Source organism: Sphingomonas sp. P4_D12 (assembly GCF_056401895.1).
Genome location: NZ_JBFUIL010000008.1, coordinates 1 through 24,837, shown reverse-complemented (window position 1 = coordinate 24,837; position 24,837 = coordinate 1). Strand labels below are relative to the sequence as shown.

Annotated in this window: 25 protein-coding genes; 12 read left to right on the top strand and 13 right to left on the bottom strand. The window is 64.6% G+C overall.

What is annotated here, in order from left to right:
- Positions 1-14: 14 nt before the first annotated feature.
- From AC1DSD_RS16355 to AC1DSD_RS16340, 4 genes are all read left to right on the top strand, one after another.
- Entirely contained in the window at positions 15-2,486 is a 2,472-nt protein-coding gene (locus tag AC1DSD_RS16355) for a TonB-dependent receptor (protein WP_478031587.1), read from the top strand.
- A 63-nt stretch (positions 2,487-2,549) separates the two neighbouring features.
- The gene (locus AC1DSD_RS16350; protein ID WP_478031585.1) at positions 2,550-3,503 is read left to right on the top strand and encodes a TauD/TfdA dioxygenase family protein; all 954 of its coding nucleotides are present in this window, start codon (positions 2,550-2,552) and stop codon (positions 3,501-3,503) included.
- A complete protein-coding gene (locus AC1DSD_RS16345) occupies positions 3,500-5,128 on the top strand; it encodes a thiamine pyrophosphate-requiring protein (protein WP_478031583.1) in 1,629 nt (542 codons plus the stop codon). Before AC1DSD_RS16350 ends, AC1DSD_RS16345 begins: the two co-directional genes overlap by 4 nt.
- Positions 5,125-6,420: a spinster family MFS transporter gene (locus AC1DSD_RS16340; RefSeq protein ID WP_478031581.1), complete on the top strand. Its 1,296-nt coding sequence runs from the start codon at positions 5,125-5,127 to the stop codon at positions 6,418-6,420. The genes AC1DSD_RS16345 and AC1DSD_RS16340 overlap by 4 nt, the downstream gene beginning before the upstream one ends.
- A gap of 4 nt (positions 6,421-6,424) precedes the next feature.
- On the opposite strand, the gene ahpD is transcribed toward AC1DSD_RS16340, so the two are convergent.
- Both ahpD and AC1DSD_RS16330 read right to left on the bottom strand, forming a co-directional pair.
- Positions 6,425-6,946 carry an alkylhydroperoxidase, AhpD family gene (ahpD, locus tag AC1DSD_RS16335; RefSeq protein ID WP_478031580.1) on the bottom strand — a complete coding sequence of 174 codons (522 nt, stop codon included), beginning with the start codon at positions 6,944-6,946 and terminating at the stop codon, positions 6,425-6,427.
- Between the two features lie 166 nt (positions 6,947-7,112).
- Positions 7,113-7,658: a peroxiredoxin gene (locus AC1DSD_RS16330; RefSeq protein WP_478031579.1), complete on the bottom strand. Its 546-nt coding sequence runs from the start codon at positions 7,656-7,658 to the stop codon at positions 7,113-7,115.
- Positions 7,659-7,814: 156 nt separating this feature from the next.
- Between AC1DSD_RS16330 and AC1DSD_RS16325 the strand changes: the two genes are divergently transcribed.
- The gene (locus AC1DSD_RS16325) at positions 7,815-8,717 is read left to right on the top strand and encodes a hydrogen peroxide-inducible genes activator (RefSeq protein WP_478031578.1); all 903 of its coding nucleotides are present in this window, start codon (positions 7,815-7,817) and stop codon (positions 8,715-8,717) included.
- 97 nt (positions 8,718-8,814) lie between these two features.
- Entirely contained in the window at positions 8,815-9,444 is a 630-nt protein-coding gene (locus tag AC1DSD_RS16320; RefSeq protein ID WP_478031577.1) for a fasciclin domain-containing protein, read from the top strand.
- 208 nt (positions 9,445-9,652) lie between these two features.
- On the opposite strand, the gene AC1DSD_RS16315 is transcribed toward AC1DSD_RS16320, so the two are convergent.
- The 3 genes from AC1DSD_RS16315 to pgsA are packed head-to-tail and all read right to left on the bottom strand — an operon-like array spanning position 9,653 to position 10,901.
- Positions 9,653-10,093: a molybdenum cofactor biosynthesis protein MoaE gene (locus tag AC1DSD_RS16315; RefSeq protein ID WP_478031575.1), complete on the bottom strand. Its 441-nt coding sequence runs from the start codon at positions 10,091-10,093 to the stop codon at positions 9,653-9,655.
- Positions 10,090-10,350, bottom strand: a complete 261-nt coding sequence (gene moaD, locus AC1DSD_RS16310; RefSeq protein WP_478031573.1) for a molybdopterin converting factor subunit 1 — start codon at positions 10,348-10,350, stop codon at positions 10,090-10,092. The genes AC1DSD_RS16315 and moaD overlap by 4 nt, the downstream gene beginning before the upstream one ends.
- A complete protein-coding gene (gene pgsA, locus AC1DSD_RS16305; protein ID WP_478031571.1) occupies positions 10,350-10,901 on the bottom strand; it encodes a CDP-diacylglycerol--glycerol-3-phosphate 3-phosphatidyltransferase in 552 nt (183 codons plus the stop codon). The genes moaD and pgsA overlap by 1 nt, the downstream gene beginning before the upstream one ends.
- 419 nt (positions 10,902-11,320) lie before the next feature.
- On the opposite strand from pgsA, the gene AC1DSD_RS16300 reads away from it, so the two are divergent.
- Positions 11,321-12,607 (top strand): MFS transporter, encoded by a 1,287-nt coding sequence (locus AC1DSD_RS16300; RefSeq protein WP_478031570.1) that lies wholly within the window; start codon positions 11,321-11,323, stop codon positions 12,605-12,607.
- A gap of 24 nt (positions 12,608-12,631) precedes the next feature.
- On the opposite strand, the gene AC1DSD_RS16295 is transcribed toward AC1DSD_RS16300, so the two are convergent.
- Both AC1DSD_RS16295 and AC1DSD_RS16290 read right to left on the bottom strand, forming a co-directional pair.
- Complete coding sequence (locus AC1DSD_RS16295; protein WP_478031569.1) at positions 12,632-12,796, bottom strand: hypothetical protein; 165 nt, start codon at positions 12,794-12,796, stop codon at positions 12,632-12,634.
- Positions 12,797-12,908: 112 nt separating this feature from the next.
- Positions 12,909-13,970, bottom strand: a complete 1,062-nt coding sequence (locus AC1DSD_RS16290; RefSeq protein ID WP_478031567.1) for an ornithine cyclodeaminase — start codon at positions 13,968-13,970, stop codon at positions 12,909-12,911.
- A 119-nt stretch (positions 13,971-14,089) separates the two neighbouring features.
- Between AC1DSD_RS16290 and AC1DSD_RS16285 the strand changes: the two genes are divergently transcribed.
- The gene (locus AC1DSD_RS16285; protein WP_084250018.1) at positions 14,090-14,509 is read left to right on the top strand and encodes an Lrp/AsnC family transcriptional regulator; all 420 of its coding nucleotides are present in this window, start codon (positions 14,090-14,092) and stop codon (positions 14,507-14,509) included.
- Positions 14,510-14,975: 466 nt separating this feature from the next.
- Here AC1DSD_RS16285 and AC1DSD_RS16280 read toward each other — a convergent pair whose 3' ends face one another.
- The 4 genes from AC1DSD_RS16280 to AC1DSD_RS16265 are packed head-to-tail and all read right to left on the bottom strand — an operon-like array spanning position 14,976 to position 18,896.
- Positions 14,976-15,368: a cupin domain-containing protein gene (locus tag AC1DSD_RS16280; RefSeq protein WP_478031565.1), complete on the bottom strand. Its 393-nt coding sequence runs from the start codon at positions 15,366-15,368 to the stop codon at positions 14,976-14,978.
- A complete protein-coding gene (locus tag AC1DSD_RS16275) occupies positions 15,365-16,726 on the bottom strand; it encodes an NAD-dependent succinate-semialdehyde dehydrogenase (RefSeq protein WP_478031564.1) in 1,362 nt (453 codons plus the stop codon). Before AC1DSD_RS16275 ends, AC1DSD_RS16280 begins: the two co-directional genes overlap by 4 nt.
- Positions 16,723-17,763 carry an isocitrate/isopropylmalate dehydrogenase family protein gene (locus AC1DSD_RS16270; RefSeq protein WP_478031563.1) on the bottom strand — a complete coding sequence of 347 codons (1,041 nt, stop codon included), beginning with the start codon at positions 17,761-17,763 and terminating at the stop codon, positions 16,723-16,725. The genes AC1DSD_RS16275 and AC1DSD_RS16270 overlap by 4 nt, the downstream gene beginning before the upstream one ends.
- Positions 17,760-18,896 carry a PepSY-associated TM helix domain-containing protein gene (locus AC1DSD_RS16265; protein WP_478031562.1) on the bottom strand — a complete coding sequence of 379 codons (1,137 nt, stop codon included), beginning with the start codon at positions 18,894-18,896 and terminating at the stop codon, positions 17,760-17,762. Before AC1DSD_RS16265 ends, AC1DSD_RS16270 begins: the two co-directional genes overlap by 4 nt.
- Positions 18,897-19,066: 170 nt before the next feature.
- Between AC1DSD_RS16265 and AC1DSD_RS16260 the strand changes: the two genes are divergently transcribed.
- Entirely contained in the window at positions 19,067-20,518 is a 1,452-nt protein-coding gene (locus AC1DSD_RS16260) for a serine hydrolase domain-containing protein (protein WP_478031561.1), read from the top strand.
- A 12-nt stretch (positions 20,519-20,530) separates the two neighbouring features.
- Here AC1DSD_RS16260 and AC1DSD_RS16255 read toward each other — a convergent pair whose 3' ends face one another.
- Positions 20,531-21,325 carry a class I SAM-dependent methyltransferase gene (locus AC1DSD_RS16255; protein WP_478031559.1) on the bottom strand — a complete coding sequence of 265 codons (795 nt, stop codon included), beginning with the start codon at positions 21,323-21,325 and terminating at the stop codon, positions 20,531-20,533.
- A gap of 140 nt (positions 21,326-21,465) precedes the next feature.
- Between AC1DSD_RS16255 and AC1DSD_RS16250 the strand changes: the two genes are divergently transcribed.
- Entirely contained in the window at positions 21,466-22,140 is a 675-nt protein-coding gene (locus AC1DSD_RS16250) for a hypothetical protein (protein WP_478031558.1), read from the top strand.
- A gap of 409 nt (positions 22,141-22,549) precedes the next feature.
- Here the strand turns inward: AC1DSD_RS16250 and AC1DSD_RS16245 are convergent, their stop codons facing one another.
- Entirely contained in the window at positions 22,550-23,197 is a 648-nt protein-coding gene (locus tag AC1DSD_RS16245) for a TetR/AcrR family transcriptional regulator (RefSeq protein ID WP_478031557.1), read from the bottom strand.
- 106 nt (positions 23,198-23,303) lie between these two features.
- Between AC1DSD_RS16245 and AC1DSD_RS16240 the strand changes: the two genes are divergently transcribed.
- Both AC1DSD_RS16240 and AC1DSD_RS16235 read left to right on the top strand, forming a co-directional pair.
- Positions 23,304-24,197, top strand: coding sequence for an NAD(P)/FAD-dependent oxidoreductase (locus AC1DSD_RS16240; RefSeq protein ID WP_478031555.1), 894 nt, complete (start codon positions 23,304-23,306; stop codon positions 24,195-24,197).
- Between the two features lie 22 nt (positions 24,198-24,219).
- On the top strand, positions 24,220-24,693 hold the full coding sequence (locus tag AC1DSD_RS16235; protein WP_478031553.1) for a methyltransferase family protein: 474 nt from the start codon (positions 24,220-24,222) through the stop codon (positions 24,691-24,693).
- The last annotated feature ends 144 nt before the right edge of the window (positions 24,694-24,837 follow it).

Genomic DNA, 24,837 nt, shown 5'->3' with positions numbered 1-24,837 from the left:
AGGGGGGATGCACTATGGCAATTCGATTGACTGCGCTCCGTGCGGCTACTTCGATCCTCGCGCTTGCCGGCTCCGTGTCCGTCGCAGCACCCGCGCTGGCCCAAGACACACCGGACGCCAGCGCACAGGATCAAAAGGACAGCCAGGCGCCGTCCAAGGACGACATCGTCGTGACCGCGCAATTCCGGTCCCAGCGGTTGCAGGATGCGCCGCTGGCGATCACCGCGGTGTCGGGAGCCATGCTCGAAGCGCGCGGCCAGACCAGCATCGCCGATATCGGCAACCAGGCGCCCAACGTCACGCTGCGCCAGGCGCCGGCAACCTATGGCCCGGCGGTCGTCGCCTATATCCGCGGCGTCGGACAACGCGACACCAGCTTTGCGCTCGAGCCCGGTGTCGGCCTCTATATCGATGACGTCTATCTGCCGACGTTGCACGGTTCGCTGCTCGACCTGATCGATCTCGACCGGGTCGAAATCCTGCGCGGCCCGCAGGGTACGCTTGCCGGGCAGAATTCGATCGGCGGGGCGATCAAGCTCTATTCGAAGAAGCCGGACGGCAAAGGCGGCGGCTATGTCCAGGCGACCTATGGCGCCTATAACCGGGTCGAACTGCGCGGCGGCGCCAACTTCACCATCCTGCCGGACCTGTTCGCGCGCGTCTCCGGCACGGCGGTCCACAAGGATGGCTACATCACGCGCTACGATTATGCGTGCACGCATCCCGGCACGGCGATTCCGTCGACATTGGTCAATTCCCAGTCGTGCAAGCTGGGGACCGAAGGCGGCAAGGACTATGTCGCGGGGCGCCTGGCCTTGCGGTATGAGCCGAGCAGCAACGTGACTCTCGATGTCGTGGCCGACATCACGCGGGACGACAGCGAGGCGGGACCGACGACCCTGCTTTATGTCGGGCAGAACGCCAATCCCGGCGTCGCCAACACCGGATCTGCAACGACGGGGACATCGGTTCCCGCTTATACGCTCAATGGCGTGCGGTACGGAACGTCCACCGGATCGCAATTCATCAGCTATTCGCCGTTCGGCAATTACGCGCAGGATACGTTCAGCTCCAGCCCGTACATCAGTTACGAAAATTACATGGAACTCAAGCCGCGCGACGGATCGGCACCTTGGTCCGCCCCGATCAAATCGGCGATCAATTCCTGGGGCGTGTCAGGAAATCTGAAAGTCGATCTGTCGCCCGATTTCAGCATCACGTCGATCACCGCCTATCGCAAGTTCGATGGCGTCTACTCTTCGGCCGATGGATCGCCCTTCTCGCCGACCTTGCAGGCGAGCCAGATCTACAATCGCCAGTTCAGCCAGGAGCTCAGGCTCAACGGCAATATCGGCTCGGCGTTCAACTTCACCGTCGGCGGCTATTATCTGCACAAGCGCAGCCAGAACATCACGCGCGTCACCCTCACGACGCTCAACTTCATCGAGAACAACAAGATCCCGGCGACCACCAAAGCCGTGTTCGCCAATGGCGATTGGGAACCCCTCAAGAACCTGCATCTGGTCGGCGGCATCCGATATACCGACATGACCAAGAGCTTCATTTACGGGCGCAAGGGGATTCCCGGATCCTCGACGGGAGGCGCGACGCCGCCGTCGATCGCTTCGCTCGACGGCCTGGTCGGGACATTCAAAGGCAATCGCGTCGATTGGCGCGCCGTGCTCCAATATCGCTGGTCGGACGAGATCATGACCTACGCCCAGGTTTCGACCGGCTTCAAGAGCGGTGGCGTCAATCCGCGGCCGTTCTTCCCGGCCCAGGCGCTGGCGTTCGGACCCGAGACGCTGACCGCGTATGAGGCGGGATTCAAGAGCGACCTGTTCGACCGTCACGTACGGCTGAACGTCAGCGCCTTCCTCAACAAATACAATGATATCCTCGTTACCGTCGCGAGTTGCCCGCTGCCGGGCGTACCGGCGGCGCCGTGCGCGCTTCCGCTCAACGCCGGCAAGGCGGACGTGAAAGGCGCGGAGGCCGAATTGACGCTGCGCCCGGTCGAGGGCTTCACCATCGATGCGTCGCTTGCCTATCTCTACTTCAAATACACCTCGATCTCGGCGACCGCCGCGACCTCCGGCATCGGCATCGAGGACAAGGGGCAATATATCTCGCCCTGGCAATGGAGCCTGGGCGTGCAATATGATTTCGAGTTCGCCAGTGGCGCCAAGCTGACGCCGCGGATCGACGTCGATCACCAGGATTCGTTCAATCGCAACGCGAACAATGTCGACGCCGTGACTGGCGGCAAGGACATCTTCGGCGAAGTGAAAGGACGCACGCTCGTCAATGCGAGGCTCACCTTCCGGACGCCGAAGGACGATTGGTCGCTCGCGATCGAGGGCCGCAACCTCACCAATAAACTCTATTATACCGATATTTTCGACAATCGCGGGTCCACCAATTCGATCCAGGGTTCACCGGGCGAACCGCGGACATGGGCCGTCACCCTAAAACGGAAATTCTGAGCCGCGGCGAAACAGCCCTGCCACCACCCGCTCGCCTCGATTCCGAATCCAGTGGAGTTTGCCATGGTCTCTCAGCCCAACCCCATCGCCACCGCAGCGCCAAGCGGGCCGATCGTCGCGGGGCTGCCCATGCCCGATTTCCGCCGGATCGGCGTGAAGCCGATTTCGGGCGCGTGCGGATGCGAGATCAGCGGCGTCGACCTGCGCCAACCGCTCGACGACGAAACGCTCGCCGAGGTGATGAAGGCGTTCGAGCATTTTCTGGTGATCCTGTTCCGCGACCAGGATCTGACGCCCGAGCAGCACAAGCATTTTTCCCGCTATTTCGGCGAGATCACCGAACTGCCCCAGGCGCCGATCTATGACGGGCATCGCGACATGCAGGAGGTGCGCCGCGAAGCGCACGAGCCCGAAAATGTCGTGCCGTCGTTCGAGCATTTCCACACCGACAGCCCGTTCCTGCTTCAGCCACCCAAATGCGTCGTCATGCGCGCGCTGGAGGTGCCGCAATGGGGTGGCGATACGGCGTTTTCCAACGCCTATCTCGTCTACGAACATATGTCCGACGGGCTGAAGACGCTGCTCGACGGACTTCAGGTAGTGTATTCGGGCAAGGACATCTGGGCAAAGAACGCCAAGCTCGCACCCGACAAGCGGCTGCGCCTGCGCGAGAGCCATGATTTCACCGAGGACGAGCTCGAAAATGTCCATCCCGCGGTGCGCGTCCATCCGGTGACGGGGCGCAAGGCGCTGTTCGCGACGACCGCTTACTTCAAGCGTTTCGTCGGATGGAGCGAGGAGGAAAGCCGGGCCTTGCTCGCCTATCTGCAGAGCCTGGCCCAGCACCTCCATTATCATTGCCGCGTGAAATGGGAGAAAGACACGCTGATCGTGTGGGACAATCGCTTCACGCTCCACCGCGGCGTGCATGATTTCAAATATGAGCGGCGGCATCTGGTCCGCACCACCGTGATCGGTGAGCGGCCCCTTGGTCCATCGGACCTCGAGCGATCATGAAGGTCAGCGCGGCGATCGCGGAAATACTCGCGCGCGAAGGGATCGACGTCATCTTCGGCTATCCGCGCAATGCCGTGCTCGAACAGGCGGCGGCGATCGGCATCCGCCCGATCATCGTCCGCCAGGAGCGCACCGGCGTGCACATGGCCGACGCGCTGTCGCGGCTCTCCCGCGGACGGCGGATGGGCGTGTTCGCGATGCAGCACGGGCCCGGCACCGAAAACGCCTATGGCGGCGTCGCCCAGGCCTATTCGGAAAGCGTGCCGATATTGGTGCTGCCGCAAGGCTATACGCGGCGGCTGGCGCACGTGCCCGACAATTACAACGCCAGCATCTCGATGCGCGACATCACCAAGACTTGCGAGCCGATCCTGCGCGCCGAGGATACGCCCGCCATCCTGCGCCGCGCGTTCACCGCTCTCCGCAACGGTCGCCTTCGCCCAGCGCTCGTCGAAATGCCGTGGGACGTGCTCGACGAGGAACTCCCCGAACCGCTCGATTACACGCCGGTCGTCACCACCCGCAGCGCGCCCGATCCGGAAGCAATTGCCCGGGTGGCGGATCGCCTGGTCGCGGCAAAGCGGCTGGTCATCCATGCCGGGCAAGGCGTGCATTGGGCCGAAGCCTATGCCGAATTGCGCATGCTCGCCGAATTGCTCGGCGCGCCGGTGTCGACCAGTCTGGAAGGCAAGAGCGCGTTCGACGAGACGCATCCGCTAGCGCTCGGCTCCGGCGGCGCGGCCATTCCGGGACAGCTCCGCCATTTCCTCGACCGCGCCGACCTGATCCTCGGCATCGGCTGCAGCCTGTCCGAAACCGCCTTCGGCGTGGCGATGCCGGCAGGTGCGGCAATCGTTCACGCAACGCTCGATCCCGCCGACATCAACAAGAGCGTGCCCTGTATCGACGCGCTCATCGGCGATGCGAAACTGACGCTCGCGATGCTGGTCGCGGCCTGTCGCGACCGGCTGGACGGCTCGCGCAATCCCGGCCCGGCCGCCCGCGAGATCGCCGAGGTCGAAGCCCAATGGCTCGCCCAATGGCTGCCGCTGCTCGAAAGCGACGATACCCCGCTCAGCCCCTATCGCGTCCTGTGGGACCTGCAGCGCACCGTCGATGTCGCCAATACGATCATCACGCATGATGCGGGGTCGCCGCGCGATCAGCTCTCGCCTTTCTGGACGACGACGTCGCCGCTCAGTTATATTGGCTGGGGCAAGACCACCCAGCTCGGCTACGGCCTCGGCCTGGCGATGGGGGCGAAGCTCGCCTGTCCGGACAAGCTATGCATCAACGTCTGGGGCGATGCCGCGATCGGGTTCACCGGCATGGATTTCGAGACGGCGGCGCGCGAGCGGCTGCCGATCCTGTCGATCCTGCTCAACAATTCGGCGATGGCGATCGAGCTGCCGATCATGCCTGTCGCCACCGAGCGCTTTCGCGCGACCGACATTTCGGGAAATTATGCCGATTTCGCGCGTGCGCTGGGCGGTTATGGCGAACGCGTCACCTCGCCCGACGAGATCGTCCCGGCCATCCGGCGCGGGATCGCGGCGACCGAAGCCGGGCAGCCGGCGCTGCTCGAATTCATCACCGCACAGGAAACACGGGCATCGCGCTTATGAGCAATTCCGGCGAGACGCGGCGCTGGCCCTGGTCGGCGACCTGGCCGTTATTCGTCCTGACGCTGGTTTCGGTGTCGAACTATCTCGACCGTTCGCTGCTCGGGCTAGCGCTTCCCGCGATAAAGCGCGAACTGGGGTCGTCCGACACCGTGCTGGGCTTGGTATCGGGACTCGCCTTCATCCTCTTTTACTCGTTGCTCGGCATTCCGATCGCCTGGCTGGCCGATCGCGCCAACCGGCGCAACATCATCGCCGCGGGTCTCGCTTTCTGGAGCGTGATGACAGCGTGCACGGGATTGATCGGCGGCATCTGGCAATTGGCGGTGGTGCGGCTGCTGATGGGCGCCGGCGAAGCCTGCGGAACAGCCCCATCCAATTCGCTCATCGCGGACCGTTTTCCGGCGGAACGGCGGCCGCTCGCGCTGGCGTTGTTCGGAACGGCTTCGCCTTTGGCCTTCATCCTGTTCTTCCCGCTCGCGGGGTGGATCGCGCAAACCTATGGCTGGCGCGCGATGTTCATCGCCATCGGGCTGCCAGGACTGTTGCTCGCGCTGCTGGTGATCTTCACGGTTCGCGAGCCGGAACGGACCGTCCCGCCTCCCCCTCGCCTGCCGATCGCCAGTTCGCTGCTCACCGACCTGCGAGCGCTCTTCGCCAATCGCTGCTTCACCTGGATCTTCGCCGGCGTGACGCTGATGGGGGCGAACGTCTGGGCATCGGGGGCCTGGGTGCCGTCCTTTTTCATGCGCGTGCACCATCTGGGCGTCAGCGACGTCGCCAACATCATCGGCCCGACGCGCGGGTTCATCGGCCTGTTGGGCATCTTGATCGGCGGCGTGCTGATCGATCGTCTACCCAAGGAGCGCATCGCCTGGCGGGTCGGCCTTCCCGCCATCGCCTGCTTGCTGGCCGGCCCCGCTGAGGCCCTGTTCCTGCTCGGCAATTCGCATTCGGCCTGGCTGGGCGGGTTCGCGCTCAGCAGCTTCTTCATGCTGATCCATCAGGCGCCGATCTACGCCGCGGTGGTGAACATCGTCGGCGAGCGGCGCCGTGCGCTCGCCACGGCAGTCATCCTGCTCGGCGCGAGCCTGATCGGCGACGCGGCCGGCCCGACCGCGGTAGGCGTGCTCAACGACCTGCTTGCCCCGCGTTTCGGCGACGAAGCCATCCGCTATTCGATGCTGATCGTCGCCGCTACGCCGGTGTTCGCCGGATTCTGCTTCCTGCGGGCGGCAACCCTCTATGCCGCGGCGGCAAGTGCTGGCCCGAAGGAAGCTGGCGCGACGAGCTAGCGCTTTATGCTATCGCTGCATGCACCGTCGCGACGGCCTTCATCACCGCCGCCCAGCGCACCGCGTCCTGGATCGCCTGCGCCGTCACTCCGGCCTTCTTGAGCACATTCTCATGCGCGTCGATGCACAAGCCGCAGCCGTTCATCGCGCTGATCGCCAGGCTGAACAGCTCGAAATCGTCCTTCTCGATGCCCGGCGCGCCGATCACGTTCATGCGCAGCTTGGCCGGCATGTTGGCATATTCCTTATTCCCGGCGAGGTGGGTGAAGCGGTAATAGACATTGTTCATCGCCATCACCGCCGCCGCCGCGCGCGCCGCGTTGGCGGCTTCGGGTGACAATTTGCCGGTGACTTCCGCCTCGGCCGCTTCGACCAGCGGCTTGTAGCCGGAGGCGTGCGCGCAGGCCAGGATCAGGCCGTATTTGCGCTGATCGCCGAGCGACGCTTCGTTGAGCAACGACCCGACATTGAGCCGGATATCTTTGGCGAAATCGGGCAGCGACTGGGCGAAATCCTTGAGCGACATGCGATATGCTCCTCGCGGCGGTGATCGCCGTCGTTGGGATAAGCGCCCCGGCCGAAGCCGGGGCGAGAGATCGGGAAAGGGTGGCGCGGGGCCGAGGGGGGGAAAGACCCCGCGCCGGGGGATACGGCCCCTGATTCAAAAAGGCCGCATCTGTTAGACGAAGTCGTTAGGCGGCAACCTTGAGGACATCGTCGCCTTTATTCCAATTGCACGGGCAGAGCTCGTCGGTCTGAAGCGCATCGAGCACGCGCAGCGTCTCCTGCGGGTTGCGGCCGACATTGAGGCCGTTGACCTGCACCGCCTGGATCACGCCGTCGGGATCGACGGTGAAGGTGGCGCGATAAGCGACATTCTCGTCGGCATCGAGGATGCCCAGCGCAGAAGCGAGCTTGCCGCCATTGTCGGCGATCCACGGAAAGTCCGCGGCCGCCAGGTCCGGATCCGACTTGCGCCACGCCAGGTGGACATGGCTGGTGTCGGTCGAGGCGCCGATCAGCACCGCGTCGCGATCCTCGAAATCGCCCTTGAGCTGCGAATAGCCGACGATCTCGGTCGGGCAGACGAAGGTGAAGTCCTTCGGCCAGTAGAACACGATCTTCCACTTGCCGGGAGCGGCGGTGGTGACGTCGATCGTCTCGCCGGCGGGCAAGGCGTCGACGCCCTGCTGGACGGGAACGGTGATAGCGGGGAACTTGTCTCCGACGGTCAACATGATTCTGGGCCTCCTGCCTGAATTGGGGTCGGCCTTCTTGGACATCCTCTCGGGGACAGGCGGGCCTTCAGGCCTCTTTCGTTCGAGCCGCATATAGGCTGGCTTTTAAACGATCCAATAGGTTATTTAGCCGTTGTTGATCGATTGAGGCGATGAATGAGTACTACCTATCTTCCGACGCTGAAGCAGCTGCAATATCTCGTCGCCTTGAAGGACCATGGCCATTTCGGCCGCGCGGCCGAGGCGTGCTTCGTCACCCAATCGACCATGTCGGCGGGGATTCGTGAGCTCGAGACATTGATCGGCGTGACCCTGGTCGAGCGGACGCGGCGTGTCGTCCGGTTCACCCCACTGGGCGACCGTATCGCCGACAAGGCGCGGCGGGTGATTCGCGAGGCCGAGGAACTGGGCGACATGGCGCGCGCCGCCGGGCGTCCCTTGTCGGGAGAGATGCGAATGAGCGTCATCCCGACGATCGCGCCGTTCATGCTCCCCCACATCCTGCCGGCGCTGCGCCGAGACTATCCGGACCTGAAACTGTTCCTGCGCGAGGAGACGACGGGCACGGCATGCGAAGGCCTGCATAACGGCCGCACCGACTGCGTGCTGCTGGCGCTGCCTTATGCCTGTGGCGAGGTGACCGCGGCGCGGTTGTTCGACGATCGCCTGTTCGTCGCCTTTCCCGATGCCGAGCTGCCCAATCCTCCCGCCATGATCGCGGCAGCCGATATCGACGAGAACCGATTGCTGCTGCTCGAGGACGGGCATTGCCTGAAGGACCATGCGCTGGCCGCCTGCAACCGGCCCGAACTGGGCGCGCAGGCGATGATGCTGGGGACCTCGCTCCACACGATCGTGCAGATGGTCGACAATGGATTGGGCGTGACGATGCTGCCCGAAATGGCGGTGCAATCGGGCATATTGGACAATACCGCGATCTCGGCGCGGCCGTTGGCGGGGGATCACGCCACCCGCACCATCGCGCTGGTCTGGCGGCGCGCATCGCCGCGCGAACGCGACTTTCGGCTGTTGGCGGACATCCTCAAGGCGGCGGCCTGACGCTTTTCCGCGTCGGGCGATGGGAAACCGAACGGCCATCCGCGCGTATCCTTCAGGACACCCGGCACGGGTGCACCCATGAAAGGATGCTCATAGAATGAAGCTGTTACGTATCCCGGCGCTTGCTCTCGCGCCGGTCCTTGCCCTTCCCGCCTTCGCCCAGACCACGCCTGCCGCTCCGCCGGCCGGCCCAGCACCTCAGACCACAGCGCCTGCTCCCGCAGCTGCAGCCGCTCCTAATCCTTCGGTTGGTGGCGCGGCGATGGACGCCAGCAAGACCATCATCGCCAACGCCTCCGCCGCGCCCAACCTCTCGACATTGGTCAAGGCGATCACCGCCGCGGACCTGACCGCCACCTTGTCGGGTCCCGGGCCGTACACCGTGTTCGCACCGACCGACGACGCCTTCACCCGGCTGCCGCCCGACACGCTCGCGCAACTGATGAAGCCCGAGAACAAGGCGCTGCTGGCCAAGGTGCTGACCTACCACGTCGTACCCGGCACGATCGATTTCACCCAATTGAAGGCGCAGATCACCGCCGGCAACGGCACCGCTACCTTGACCACCGTCGCCGGCCAGCCGCTCAAGGTGACGATCACCGGCAATAACGTCGTCACGCTGACCAGCGTCAACGGCAATGTCAGCTATCTGGAGACGCCCGACGTCCACCAGTCGAACGGCATCGTCCACGTCGTCAACGGCGTGCTGCTGCCCAAGCTGAACTGATCTCGGCAGAAATCAGCCTTCCAATCCCCTCCCGCCAGGAGGGGCTATCGCATAAGGACCGGTATGGCGGTGAGGCTGCCACGATTGGCTTCCACCGTCATGCCGGCCTTGTGCCGGCATCGCTGATGGATGTGCGGCACAGTGGATGCCGGCACAGGGCCGGCATGACGAGGAGGGAATGGCCCGAACATATCTTCAATAGCCGCGGTCACTGTTTCCAGCGGTCGGCGGCGTGAAGATCGCTGTCGCGCTCGCCGACCCAGCGCGCGTCCTGGCCACGCGTCTCCCGCTTCCAGAACGGCGCGTCGGTCTTGAGCCGGTCAATCAAAAAGGCGCACGCCTCCAACGCCCCGGCGCGATGGGCCGCCGCGGTGCCGACAAAGACGATGCGTTCGCCCGGTTTCATCGCGCCGACGCGATGGATGACCGTCGCCGCCGCCAGCGACCAGCGTTGGACTGCTTCCGCCGCCAGGTCGCGCAGCGCCTTATCGGTGGCGTCGGGATAATGTTCGAGGAACAGTTCCTCCACCCCGTTATCGTCGCGCACCAGTCCGGTGAACGTCGCCACCGCGCCGCCTCCGGCGCGTTCGAGTGAGTCCAGTTCGGCGGCGACGTCGATCGCCGCATCGGTGACGAGAACCCGGATCATCCGCCGGTCACCGGCGGAAACAGGGCGATTTCGCGCGCGCCGACGATCGACGCGTCGAGCGGCACGAACAGCTGATCGACCGCCGCCCTGAGCTTGGTCTTGTCGCCGAGCGCTTCGGCATAGCCGCCGCCGCGCGCCGCGAGCCAGTCGATCAGCCCGGCGACGTCGGCTATCTCGGCTGGGGGCGTCGCGCGTTCGTGGCCGGTCCCGATGCTTTCGCGCACCCAGGCGAAATAGAGCAGGTCGATCGCCGCCATCAGTCCATGTGCTTCAGGCCGGCGCGCAGATAATCCCACCCGGTGACCAGGGTGAGCGCGGCGGCACCCCACAAAGCGACCAGGCCGATGCTATGGACGATCGGCCAGCCAGGGAGCGCCCCTGCCAGGATCATCGCGCCGAGCGCGACGAGCTGGAGCGTCGTCTTCCATTTAGCGAGCTGCGACACCGGGACCGAGACTTGCAGGCCGCCGAGGAACTCGCGCAATCCCGACACCATGATCTCGCGCGCCAGAATGATGATCGCCGCGATCACATGCCAGCCGCCGATGTCGCGCGTCGCGACCAGCATCAGGATGACGGCCGCCACCATGATCTTGTCGGCGATCGGATCGAGGAAGACGCCGAGCTTCGACACCGTCCCCTGGGCGCGGGCGAGATAACCGTCGAGATAATCGGTCAAGGCGATCAGCGCGTAGAGGACGAAGGCGAACGCATAGCCGAGCTCCCAGCCCGGCCACCACAGAAAGGCGACGAGCAAAGGCACGCCGAGGATGCGCGACAGGGTAAGGATGTTGGGGAGCGTCCACATGATCGTTATCCCTAGGACGCCCGGCGGGAACCGGCAACGCCCCGGATCGAGCGGTGGAGGCAATCGCCTATCGAGCTTGCGTGGTGAACTGGCTCGTTTGTCGCATTTCGCATCCCCTCGACGCCGGGAATACGCCGCTCATTATCGAGGTGATTCCGCGTCCACCTTCGTCATGCCGGGCTCGTCCCGGCATCCACCGTGGTACCTGACCAACGGCCGCTGGATGCGCGGCACGGTGGATGCCGGCACAGGGCCGGCATGACGGCGGAAGCGAAGGGTGTGTTGGGGCCGGGCGCAATCGAGCGCTAGCGGCGATTTCAGGACGCCAAACCACATTTACCAATTGAACGATTGTCGCGGCCTATGCCCCTCCGCTAAGGGACCGGCTTCTTTCGCCACGACGGGGCCCCAAACTCGTAATGCATAGTGCGCTCGGCTTGTTGAAGGAGCGCCGATTCCTGCCGCTGTTCGTCACGCAGTTCCTCGGTGCCTTCAACGATAATCTGTTCAAACAGGCGATGGTCATCGTCGTGGTTTATCAGATTTACAACAACCCACAGTACGAACAGAGCTTCACCGCGCTTGCCACCGCGATCAGCATCGTACCCTTCTTTCTGCTGTCCGCGCTTGCCGGCCAGCTCGCCGATGCCAACGACAAGAGCAAGATCATCCGCATCGTCAAGACTGCGGAAATCGTCATCATGGTGGTCGGCGGCGGCGGGCTATTGCTCGCCAAAGCGGGCCACACCGCCATCGGCATGGCGTTCATGCTGACCGCGGTGCTGGCGCTCGGCATCCATTCGACCTTTTTCGGCCCGATCAAATACGCGATCCTGCCGCAGCATCTCGAAGAGGATGAAGTGCTGGGCGGCACCGGGCTGGTCGAATCGGCGACCTATCTGGCGATCCTGCTCGGTACCGTGCTCGCCGGCTTCATGAAGGTTGAACATGCCGTCATCGGCACGCTGGTCGTCGCGGCGATCGGCTGGTTCGCCGGACGGAAGGTCCCCCCGGCTCCCCGCGTCGGGCCCGAGCTCAAGATCAACTACAACCCCTTCACCGCCTCGTGGCGGCTGATCAGCGGGACGATGCACATCCCCCGCCTGTTCCTGGCGATCTGCGCGATCAGCTTCTTCTGGACGATGGGCGCGGTGCTGATCATCATCTTCACGCCGCTGGCCAAGAACGTGCTGACCGCCGACAAGCATGTCGCGACCTTACTGACCGCTTTATTCTCGATCGGCATCGCGATCGGATCGGTCGCGATCAACTCGCTGCTCAAGGGCCATACCTCGGCCAAATACGGCCCCGCCTCGGTGCTGATCATGGGCGCGTTCGTCGTTTTGTTCTCGCTCCTGTGCAAGACGTGGCCGCCCGCGGTCGGCCATTATTACGGCTGGCTCGAATTCATCGCGATGCCGCGCGCGCTGCTGGTGATCGGCGCCTTGATGGGGATCGCTATCTTTGGCGGGATGTTCGTCGTGCCGCTCTACGCCTTCCTGACCACCACGGTAACCAAGGACGAGACGTCGCGCACGGTCGCCGCCAACAATGTGGTCAATTCGGGATCGATGGCGATCGGCGCGGCGATGGTCACCGCGCTGTCGCATGCCGGGGTGACCCCGACCAATATGCTGTTCGTCGTCGCCGCAATGTGCCCGATATCGGCCTGGCTCGCGCAGAAGCTGCACAAGGCCTGCGACTGAGCGGAGGCCCGCCAGCGCGGGCTGTCAGAGAATGAGCGTGTAGATGCAGATGAAGAAGGCGGTGAAGCTCATCACGAAGAGCTTCAGGTCGCCATCGTCATTACGTCGCAACGTCTCCCCGCCAAGGCCGAGCCGGCGGCGGAAGGAATGGCTGGCCCCACGCGGGGCGATTTCGAGATACCCTGGCATAGGCAGCAGTTAACGCGCCGTTTACGATTTCGGCCATCGTTAAGATTGGTTAACCACTGTCCGTGAATGGGACGGTCGCGGAAGGAACTTTCTGCCAGCCGTCGGGCGATACTCACGCTTGGCGAGCAAGCACGGTTTCGGTGTCGCCCGCCATCGTCGATCCGGCTGCGGCAAGCACGCCGAACAGGTCGCGCGGATCGCTCGGCCGCGCGAGCAGGTCTATCGTGCTGTAGAGGCCCGCCTCGCCCACCACGTCGTCGAGATAGCGCAGCGCCGAGAAATCCTCGATCGCGAAACCGACCGAATCGAACAGGGTGATCTCGTCGCGATGCGCGCGGCCCGGCGTTTCGCCGGCGATCACGCGCCACAATTCGGTTGCCGGAAAGTCGGCCGGCTTCTGCTGGATCTCGCCCTCGATCCGCGTCTGGGGCAGATATTCGACGAACACGCTGGCGCGGTCGAGGATCGCCTCCTGCAATTCGGTCTTGCCCGGGCAATCGCCGCCGACCGCGTTGATATGGATTCCCGAGCCGATCATGTTGTCCGACAGGATCGTCGCGCGCTTCTTGTCCGCGGTCACCGTGGTGACGATGTCGGCACCCTCGACCGCTTCCTGCGCGGACGGCGCCACCGTGATGGCGAAATCGCGGCCGGCCATGTTGGCGCGAAACTTGGCGGTCGCGGCGGGATCGACGTCATAGATGCGCAAGCGGTCGATACCGAGCAAGGCGCGAAACGCCTCCGCCTGGAATTCCGACTGCGCGCCCAGCCCGATGATCGCCATCGTCCGCGCCCCGGGCCGGGCGAGATAGGTCGCGGCCAGCGCCGACATCGCCGCGGTGCGGAGCGCGGTCATGATTGTCATCTCGGCGATCAGCCGCGGATAGCCGGTCGCGACATCGGCCAGCACGCCGAAGCCGGTCACCGTCTGCAACCCCGCCGCCTGGTTGGCGGGATGGCCGTTGACATATTTGAACCCGAAATCCTGTTTGTCGGCGATCGGCATCAGCTCGATCACCCCGCCGGGCGAATGGCTGGCGTAGCGCGGCGATTTGTCGAATTCGGGCCAGCGGCCATAATCCGCGGCGATATAATCGGCGAGCTCGCGGAGCAGATTGCCCAGCCCTTTGCGCCGGACCAGTTCGACGACGTGACCTACCTCGACTAAGCGCATGACCCTCATCCTTTCGAGCGAGGATGCTAGGCAGGCGAACCGCTGCGCATAATTGCATTATCGCTGGATAAAAATACAACGATGGCGCAGAATGCTCAGCGGCAAGGAGCATATCGATCATGCAGGAGCTCGACTCGACCGACCGGCGGCTGATCGCCGAATTGCGCAAAGACGGCCGCGCGCCGATGGCGCAACTCGCGACGCGCATCGGCATCTCGCGCGCGACGGCCGAGAAGCGCGTCGCGCGGATGGTCGAGAACGGCACGATCCTGGGCTTCACCGTCCGCGCGCGCGACGAGACATCGAGCATCCGCGCCGTGATGATGATCGAAGTGGCGGGCCGCGCCACCAGCGCGGTAATCCGCAATCTGAAGGAAATCCCCGAGCTCCACACGCTCCACACCACCAATGGCGGCTGGGACCTGATCGCCGAATTGCGCGCCGATAGCCTGGGCGATTTCGACCGCGTGCTGCGCGAAGTGCGGCTGATCGACGGCGTGCTGAACAGCGAGACAAGCTTGCTGTTGAGTTCGGCTTGAGGGAAAAGCCCTCTCCCGCCTGCGGGAGAGGGGTGGGTGAGGGTCTTCTTTCTTCTTCCAAGCGGCTGGAATTCGAGAAGAAGTAAGAAGACCCTCACCCTCCCACCGCTACGCGGCGGGCCCCTCCCTCTCCCGCGAGCGGGAGAGGGGGTAAAAGGCCGGCGGACAGCCTCTACCGCTCTTCATCAATCCGCATCGTCGTCCGGCCGACAGTTTGAGCGATTTCGACTGCGTGCTGCGCGAGGTGCGGCTGAGCGATGGGGTGCTGAATGGCGAGACGAGTTTGTTGTTGAGTTCAGCTTGAGGGGGAAAGCCCTCTCCCGCTCGCGGGAGAGGGTTGGGTGAGGGTCTTCTTTCTTCTTCCAAGCGGCTGGAATTCGAGAAGAAGTAAGAAGACCCTCACCTTCCCACCGCTTCGCGGGCCCCTCCCTCTCCCGCAAGCGGGAGAGGGATAAATCGAACCCCGTTACCGCTCCTCGTCGATCCGCGTCGTCACCCCGGTCGCGACGATCGTCCGTGTCGCGTCGATCGAGGCATAGGTCCAGAAGATTGCCATCTCCTCGCTGTCCGAAATATTCCGAAAGCAATGCGGGATTTCCGCGGGGATCCAACTCGTGTCGTTAGGCGCCACTGGATGGTCGGTCCCGTCGATATGCGCGACGCCATTTCCCGACAGCACCACCACGCATTCCTCGCAATTATGCGTGTGGAGCGGCACCGCCGCACCCGGCGCGATCCTGGTGATCCCGGTCAGCATCGCGCGCGATCCGCGGCCGGCGGTGACCAACGGCGTGGTGACGATGCCGCCGCCGCGATCCTTGACCGGCAGGCCTTGGGGCGTGAGGACGATCGGGGTCATGCGGCGCTCCGGATGGTCTTGGCGTTGGTGAATTCGCGTAAGCCCAGGTCGCCGAGTTCGCGGCCGTAACCGGACGCCTTGATCCCGCCGAACGGGACGCGCGGGTCGGACGCGACCATCGCGTTGACGAACACCGCGCCGGCATCGATCCGCCGCGCGAGATCGAGCCCGCGCTGCGTATCGCGCGTCCAGATCGAGGCGCCGAGCCCGAACGCGGTGCGGTTGGCGAGCGCCACCGCTTCCTCGGTGTCACGCGCCCGGATGATCGCGGCGGCAGGGCCGAACGTCTCTTCGTCGAATGCGGCCATGCCCGGCACGACGCGATCGAGGATAGTCGGCTGATAGAAGAACCCTGCCCCCTCTCCCGCCGCGCCGCCGATCACCGCGCGCGCGCCGGCCGCGACGCTGCGCTCGACCTGATCGGCGATCGCCGTGCGCAGACTGGCGCGCGCCAGTGGTCCCAGCGTGGTGCCGTCGGCAGTCGGATCGCCCAGCACCAGCGCGCTCGCCTTGGCCGCGAACGCCTCGACGAACGCATCGGCCACGGCCGCATCGACGATGAAGCGCTTGGCGTTGACGCAGCTCTGCCCGGCATTGGTGAAGCGCGCGGTCACCGCCATCGCCGCGGCACTCTCGATATCGGCATCGGCCAGCACCACGAACGGATCCGACCCGCCGAGTTCGAGCACCTGCTTCTTGAGCGCATGGCCCGCCTGCCCCGCGACGATCATCCCGACCTGGGTCGAGCCGGTCAGCGTCACCGCGGCGATGCGCGGATCGGCGATCAACCGGCCGACCGTCTCGGGCTCGACGCGCAAGCTGGCGAACAGCCCTTCGGGCGCGCCGGCCCCGGCGACGATCCGCTCGATCGCCATCGCGCATTGTGGGACGTTGGCGGCATGCTTGAGGATCGCGCCGTTCCCGGCGGCGAAGGCTGGCGCGAGAAAGCGCACGACCTGCCAGATCGGATAATTCCACGGCATGATCGCCAGCACCACGCCGAGCGGCTCATAGGCAACGAAGGCGCCCGGCGCACCAGCGACCGGCGCATCGGCGAGCATCCCGGCGGCAGCATCGGCATAGAAATCGCAATTGAACGCGCATTTCTCGACCTCGGCGCGCGCCTCGGCGATCGGCTTGCCCATTTCCTCGGTGACTAACGCGGCCAGCACGTCGCGCTCCCGCCGAAAGCCCTCCGCCAGGCGTTTGAGCAGCGCGCGGCGCTCATCATGCGACGTCCAGCGCCATGCGCGCTGCGCTGCGACGGCGCGGTCAAGCGCGGCATCGACCGCACGGTCGTCATGGAGCCCAAATTCGGCGATCGTCGCGCCGGTCGCGGGATTGATCGTCAGGTTCATAGCGCGGCGACCACTGCTTGTGCGAAGGCCTCGGTGCCGAGCGGCCCGCCGACATCGCGCGTCCGCATCTGCGGATCGTCGAGCACGCGATCGACCGCGCGCTCGACCCGCGTGGCGGCATCGGTCAGCGCCGCATCCGATGTCCGTCGTCCCAGCCAGTCGAGCAGCATTGCCGCCGACAGGATCAGCGAGGTCGGGTTGGCGATGCCCTTGCCGGCGATATCGGGTGCCGAACCGTGCTGCGCCTGCGCGACGCAGATATCGTCGCCGGCATTGATCGATCCGCCCAGCCCGAGGCTGCCGCTCAGTTCCGATGCTTCGTCGGACAGAATGTCGCCGAACATGTTAGTCGTGACAATCACGTCGAACCGCGCCGGATCGCGTACCAGCAACGCCGCGGCGGCATCGACGATCACCTCGTCGAGCGTCACCGTCGGGAAGTCGGCAGCGACCGCGCGAACTTCGCGCAGGAACAGGCCGTCAGTCAGCTTGAGCACGTTCGCCTTGTGCACCACGGTCAGCTTGCCCGAACGCGCCGTCGCGATCTCGCATGCCGCGCGCGCTACCCGGCGCGACGCCGCACCGGTGATCTTTCGGATCGAAAAGGCGCTGTCGGCGTCGGGCATGAATTCGCCCGGACCGGCGTACATCGAGCGGTCGGCGTAGAAGCCCTCGGTATTCTCGCGCACGATGACCAAATCCATCGGTTGGCGGAGAATGCTGAGCCCTTCGCGCGACCGGCAGGGCCGGACATTGGCGTAGAGCTGAAACCCGGTGCGCAACGCCGCCGACGGATTGGGCTGGCCGGCGGGATAGGTGTAATGCGACACCGGCCCCAGGATCACGCCATCGGCTTGCGGCACTGCCGTCATCACCGCCTCTGGCAGAGTCGAGCCTGATGCCGCCAGGCTGGCCTCACCGATCGCCATCTCGTCGAAGGTCACGCCGCCGCTCGTCGCCGCGCGCACGACCGCGATCGTCGCGGCGGTGATCTCGGGCCCGATCCCGTCGCCCGGCAACACCAGCAATCGCGTCATTGACCGACAACCTTCATCGCAACTTTCTCCCGTTGATCTTGGGCGCGCGCGGCTTTGCGCGCCCGCTCGCGCCGCGTGCGCGTGAACCACAGCCACAATCCGCTGAGCGCCATGCCGAACAAAGTGAGGCCGGTGAGCAGCATGATCGCTTGGGTCACCGCTCCGCCCCACAATCCGGTGTGCACGGTGTAGACCCAGTCGAGGAACTCGGCCCCGCCCGATTGCCTGCCCGCAATGTAATGGGCGAGCTCGCGGCCGTCATAGCGGTTGAAATAGATTTGGTTGGTACCGTCGGCGCGGATCGTATGATTGCTGCCCAGGAACACCGCGACGACGCGGCCGCCACTCGAAAAGCGCAATTGGCGAAGTGGCGTGTCGCCATAGGCCGCCTTGGCCCGCACGATCAGCGGATCGACCGGCAGCATCGTCGCGCCGTCGCTCTTGGCGACCTTGGGCGACGGGCGGCTTTCGGTCTTCGCCACCAGGTTCATGCCCGCGCGTACCTGTTCCTTCCACACCATCAGCACACCGGTGGTCGCCGACATCAGCAGGATCACCGCGACCCCGCCGCCGACCGCGCGGTGCAAGGTCCGCCAGCGCAGATCATTGTTGCCGTCGAGCTTGACCCGGAACCCCTGCTTCAGTCGCTTTCGGCCGGGCCACCAATAGGAAAAGCCCAGGATCGTCAGGAACAGCAGAGAGACGCCCTCGATCCCGATCAGCGTCTCCCCGATCGGCCCCGACAGCAATTGCTCGTGGATGTTGAAGATGAATTCGAGCGGCCAGGCGGTGGCGGTGCCGTCATGGACGACATGACCGTCGAACGGATCGATCGCGGTCAGCCAGCGTGCCTTCTTGATGGTCGATTTGACGATCACTGCCTGATTGGCGGCGTCGGGAAATTCGACGCGCGTCAGCTCGGCATCGGGGTGCGCGCGATGAAATGCGTCGAGCAGAACCTGGACCGGCAACCGCACCGGACGCTCCGCTACGATCAGCGACGGCACCACGACCGGCTCGAGCGCATCGCGAAACGCCATGACCGCGCCGGTCAGCCCCTGCACCATCAGGAACAGCCCGACCGTCAGGCCGAGCCAGCGGTGCCATTTCAGATAGGTTGGTTTTCGGATCACGCCGCACCCAAAAGACAGAGAGTCGGAACAGGCGCGAGACGACGCCCGAGCCCGTTCGCGGTCGATAGGCAAATTTTGAACTATTGACAAGAATAATACAAAATCATTGACGATGGACCGGGCGGACGGTAACCGTTCGAGACCCTTCAGCCCCTGTCCGGGACCCCTTCGTGGCCTCTTCTCTTCCGTCTGTTGCAACCCCTTCCCCGGACGGCCTGCGCCGCGGCTCGCCGTCGAGCGCGGGGGTCGATTCGCGCGAAATCCTGGGGTTCATCGACGATGCCGAGGCGGCCGGGCTGGAGCTCCACAATCTGATGCTGTGGCGCGACGGTGTGGTGGTCGCGGAGGGCTGGCATTGGCCGTATAGCGGCGACCGGCTGCGCATGACGCATTCGATGACCAAGAGCATCACTGCCTGTGCGATCGGCATGCTGGTCGATGCCGGGCGGCTGACGCTCGATCAGAAAGTCGCGCCACTGTTCCCCGAAGTGACGCTCGATCCGGACAGCCCGGCAGCGCGGATGACGGTCGAGGATTTGCTGACGATGCGCTCGGGCCAGGGCACCGAAGTGTCGGGATCGATCTGGCGCGGCATCGCCACCAGCTGGATCGCCGAATTCTTCCGCATCCCGTTCGACCACGAGCCGGGCACGACCTATGTCTATTCGAGCGCGGCCAGCTACATGCTGTCGGCGATCGTCACGCGCGTTACCGGACAGACGACGTTCGACTATCTGAAACCGCGGCTGTTCGATCCCCTGGGCATCACCAATATCCGCTGGGATGTCGGCCCCGACGGGATCAACCCCGGCGGCAACGGGATCAGCTTCACCACCGCCGACGGCCTGAAGCTTGGCATCCTGCACGCGCAACGCGGCCTGTGGCAGGGCCAGCGCATCCTGTCCGAACGCTGGGTGGCCGAGGCGACCCGGATCCATGCCGGCGAACCGGGCGACCAATATGGCTATCACTGGGTAGTCGGCGACGGTTACTTCGCCATGCTCGGCGTGTTCGTCCAGATGGTCCGGGTGTTTCCGGGATCGAACGCCGTCCTCGCTTTCAACGCCGCGATGGACGAGAGCAAGGTCGTGACGCCGTATCTCGATCGGCACTTTCCCGCCGCGTTCAGGAACGGCACCGATGCCGCCTCCGATGCCGCGTTGGCCGAACGCCTAAAGGGATGGAGCGAGCGCCCCTCCTTCGTCTCGACCGCACCGATCGATCCCACGGCTTTCGCCGGGCGCTGGACGATGGCGCCGAACGACAAGGGGCTGGCCGGGCTAGCCTTCGACTTCGGTCCAGACGAAGCGCGCATCACGCTGAGCGACGGCGAAGGCGAGCATCGCCTGACCGCCGGGCGCGATGGCTGGACGATCGCCCCCGCCTATCTGCCCGGCGCCGACCTTCACCACGGCTATCGCATGGAGGGCTTGCCGATCGCGGCCGCGCTTCGCTGGATCGCCACCAACAGGATCGAACTGGTCGTCCACTTCCTGGAATCGGCATTCCGCGACACGTTCGTATTCGAGGTCGACAGCGACCGGCTGACAATGGACCGTTCGGTCAACATCAACTCCGGCGCCCGCGCCTGGCCGACGATGACGGCGGTGCGGGCGAGTTAGGCCGAGGAGGCGCTATTTCGCGCGGCCCGTCACGGCGTTTGCCCGCGACGAATAGGTAATGCGGCCCGCGCTGTCCGATCGCACACGAGTGCGCATACGGGCTTTCAGCCCCGCTTTGTCACTATCGCTCATGTCGCGGGTGGCCTGGGTCATACCGATGGCGATCTCGACCGAGCCCCAGAAGTCGTCGAAATCCTCGAAAGTGCGAGATACCGTGATCTCGCTCGTCGCGACATCGGTCAGGCCGGCATCGAGCCATAGCGAACGAAGCGCATCCATGCGCGACACCTCGGCGCTTGGCGGCAGCAAGGGCTGGATGCCTGACGAGCGCATCTCTTCCTGGAGCGCGGCCATCGGAAATCCGCCGGGCTCGAGCAGATCCCAGACATACGCCGAAATCGTGCCGCCGGGTCTCACGACCCGCACCATCTCGGCCACGCCCTTCGCCGGATCAGGCACGAAGAAGATGACCAGCGCCATGACCGCGGCATCGAAGCTATGGTCGTCCACCGGCAGCGCGGTCGCATCGCCCTGCAGGAACTTGGCAATGCCGGCCTGATGGCGAGAGCGTGCGAAAGCGAGCTGCCCTTCCGAAGGGTCGACACCGACAATCTCCGACGGCGCGCAACGCTCGACCAGCAACTCGGTAAAGGCACCGTTGCCGCAACCGACGTCTATCCAGCGCAGCCCGGTGGCGGGCGCCAGCCAATCGACGAAGTCCTCGCCGACCAGGCGACTCCACACGCCCATCATGCGCTCATAGGCCGCGCCATCATCGAACCGTATCTGGTTGTCGCCCATCGTCATGGCCTCCATCCGTAAGGGATCGCTCATATCCAGGTGGAGAGCAACAACTGGGATCGACAGCTTTGCGAGATCGCAGATCTTGATAACCCGGCGTGGTACTGTATTGTTGCAGTATAACAGTAGCCTTCAAGAGGGATGAAATGGCGATACTCTCGACGGTCATCGCGGCGGTGCTCGCCGCAGCCGAAGTCGCTTCCGCCCAGTCCGTGCCGCCGCCGTCGGCATTGGTCCGGGCGCATTCCGTAGCGAACGCCGCCGAGCACATCATTGTCCGCGTGCCGAAGACCGCGACCTACGTCGGCAGCGACCGTTTCGACCTCGACGGCGTTGCCGATGCTGAAGTGCATGTGTTCGCCGAGGCCGACGCGAAGAAGCACCTGAAGAGGCTCTACTGGATCCAGTTCGAACATTATCTGCCGAGCAAGCCGGATCTCGCACACGATTACACGAGCGACCGGCGGACGCAGCAGTGGGGCACGACGACCTGGCTGCGCGGGGGGCCGTCTTCGACCTCCTCACCGTCCCGGCCCGGGTCGGACACCGAGCATGTCCGAGCAATCCTCAGCCGAGCCGGCTACACGGCGTCGCCTGGAGTCATGAGCCTGCGCATGGTGCAGCTGCTCGACGACCCCAAGGGCACCGGCCATGGACGCGACGAGTTGATGCTCATCTACAGCGAGGACTTGGCGCCGACCGGCAAGACGCTCGCGGAACTGACGACCGACGGCAAGCCGAACGCGAGCTGGGCGCCCCTTGAGAAGGGGCTGATCGAACGGGCAACGAAGGCCTTCTCGGTGGAGCGGAATCCTCGATGATCGCGGGTCGATCCCGGGCGAACGAATTCGCGCTATCCAATTTTCTTGGAATTACGGTGACGGGAGCATAAATCCCTAAAAGATAATTCGGTATTGTCGCACCCGTCACCGTAATTCCAACGCTCGACCAGCAACTCGATAAAGGCACCGTTGCCGCAGCCAACGTCTATCCAGCGCAGCCCGGCGGCGGGCGCCAGCCAATCGACGAAGTCCTCACCGACCAAGCGACTCCATGCGCCCATCATGCGCTCATAGGCGCACCGTCATCGAACCGTATCTGGTTGTCACCCATCGGCCTTGCCTCCATCATCGCTCTTCATATTCCACGGGGCCCAGATAGCCCAGTGTCGAGTGTCAGCGCCTCGGGTTGCAGGAGCGCTCGAGGCAGTCGAACCCATCCCCGTCTGGGCTATCCGCCCGCATGGTCGTCGCCACCGTGCGCGGCGATGAACATGGCGACGGCCGACCGGCAGTAGGATTCGATTTCGTTGTCGTCCGCTGCTCTCTCCTCATCGAAGCGTGCGATAAGCAGGAGATCGGATCCCTTGAAAAGCGCGGCAAACAAGCGGGCGGACCAGAGAGGATCGGGCACATTCAGCGCCCCCTTCGCGTGTAACTGACGCAACAGGCCCTCGATTTGGGCGATGACATGGGCTGGGCCGGCTTCGTAATGGACCTTGCTGAGCGACTTTTGATTCGTCTTGTCGGCCATGACCATGGCTTCGACGCTGCGGACGTCCGAGCGCAACAATGTGCGAAGCAGGGACGATCCCGCCGCCATGAGCTGGTCTTCGGCCGAACCGTCGACGCCTTCGAAAAAGGCCTGTGGTACGAACTGTTGGCAGCGAGCCGCCATGGCCGCGCTGAACAGCGCCTCCTTGTTCTCGAAGTGCCGATAGATGCTGAGCTTGGATATCTTCGCCCGCTGGGCGACCTTGTCCAAGGTCGTCGCTTGAAAACCCAATTCCACAAAAAGTTCGTACGCGGCATCGACGATCGTTTGGCCAAGCGCCTCGTTGGCGGGCCGGCCGCGCCGGGCCTGGTTGCTTTCGGTCACGACAATTCCAGTACTTGACAGTATCCAAATCCTGCATTACGATACCACACAGTTTCTAAAATGTGCAAGCCAGGCCCAGCACAGCCACAACTCGGAGCCCATCACCATGGATGACGTCATCATCATCGGCGGCAGCTTTGCCGGCCTCGCCGCCGCCCTGCAGCTCGGCCGTGCCCGCCGCAAGGTCACCGTTCTCGATACCGGCCTGCCGCGCAATCGCTTCGCCGGCCACTCGCATGGCCTGCTCGGGCACGATCACAAGCCACCGCTGGAAATCCTGGCCGAGGCGCGGCAGCAGTTGGCGCGCTATCCCACGGTCAGGCTGGTCAATGCCCGGGCCGACAGCGTTTTCGGCACCATCGACGATTTCTCTGTCATCACTGACGATGGCGAACGCCTTGGGGCGCGCCGCCTGATCCTGAGCTATGGCGTCGTCGACCAGATGCCCGATGTTCAGGGCTTTGCCAAAGGCTGGGGCAGGTCCATCGTGCCCTGCCCCTATTGCGACGGTTTCGAAGTCGCCGGCCAGCATTGGGGTCTCGTCTGGTCCGGCCCACAGTCGCACAATCAGGTCAGGCTGTTTCACGATTGGACCGACACGTTGACGGTCTTGGCCGATGGTCACGAAATTGCATCCGATGTCCGGGCCGATCTGGCGCGCCGCGGTATACCTGTCGTCGATGGCCGGATCGCCGAAATCGCCCATCTCGGGGACCATAATGCCATCGTCATGCTCGATACCGGATCCAAGGTTGCGGTCGACATCCTGTTCGCGCATCCGCGCAACAAGCCGTCGGCAAGCCTGCATGAATCACTGGGCCTCGCCACGGTCGATACGCCCCTCGGCATCGTCCTCAAGGTCGACGAGCGCCGCGAAACCAGCATGCCCGGCATCTACGCCGCGGGCGACCTCACCAACCCCGTCTTGCCCTCGGTCACCACGGCATCATGGCAAGGCGCGATGGCGGGCATCTTCGCCCAACAGTCGATGCTGGTTTGAAAGCAGAGATTGGAGGATGAGCATGGCCGTCGAACCGGACAGCGCGGGTGTGCGCTTCCCTCCGCCCTTCGTCTATCTGGGAGCGCTGCTGTTGGGGCTGGCGGCGGAGCGGTTCGTCGTCCTGCGCTCTTTCGGCATCGACTGGCGGTTGCTGCTCGCGACGGGCGCGCTGCTGTTCGTTGCCGGCGCGGCGATAATGCTTGCCGCGGCGGGGCTGTTCCGGCGGCTGGGCACCAACATTCCGCCGGCGCAGCCAACGACCCTCATCGCAACGACCGGTCCTTATCGGTGGACCCGCAATCCCATGTATCTCGGCATGGCGCTTGTCTATGCCGGCCTTGCGATCGGCTTCGACGGGCCGATTGCCTTCGCCTTGCTCCCGTTGGTGCTGATCGCGATCCAGACGCAGGTGATCGCCCGCGAGGAGCGTTATCTCGAGGCGAAGTTCGGCGACGACTACCGCCGCTACAAGGCCGAGGTTCGCCGCTGGCTCTGACTATTCCGCCGCTGCCGCCTGCGGGGCCTTCTGATGAACCAGCACTAGAGTTTGTTTCAGCAAAGCTGAAACGGTAGCGGTGCCGGCCCACTCCCCCACCCGGCCTCCCATAGAATACCCTGATTGGGAGGCCGGGTGGGGGAG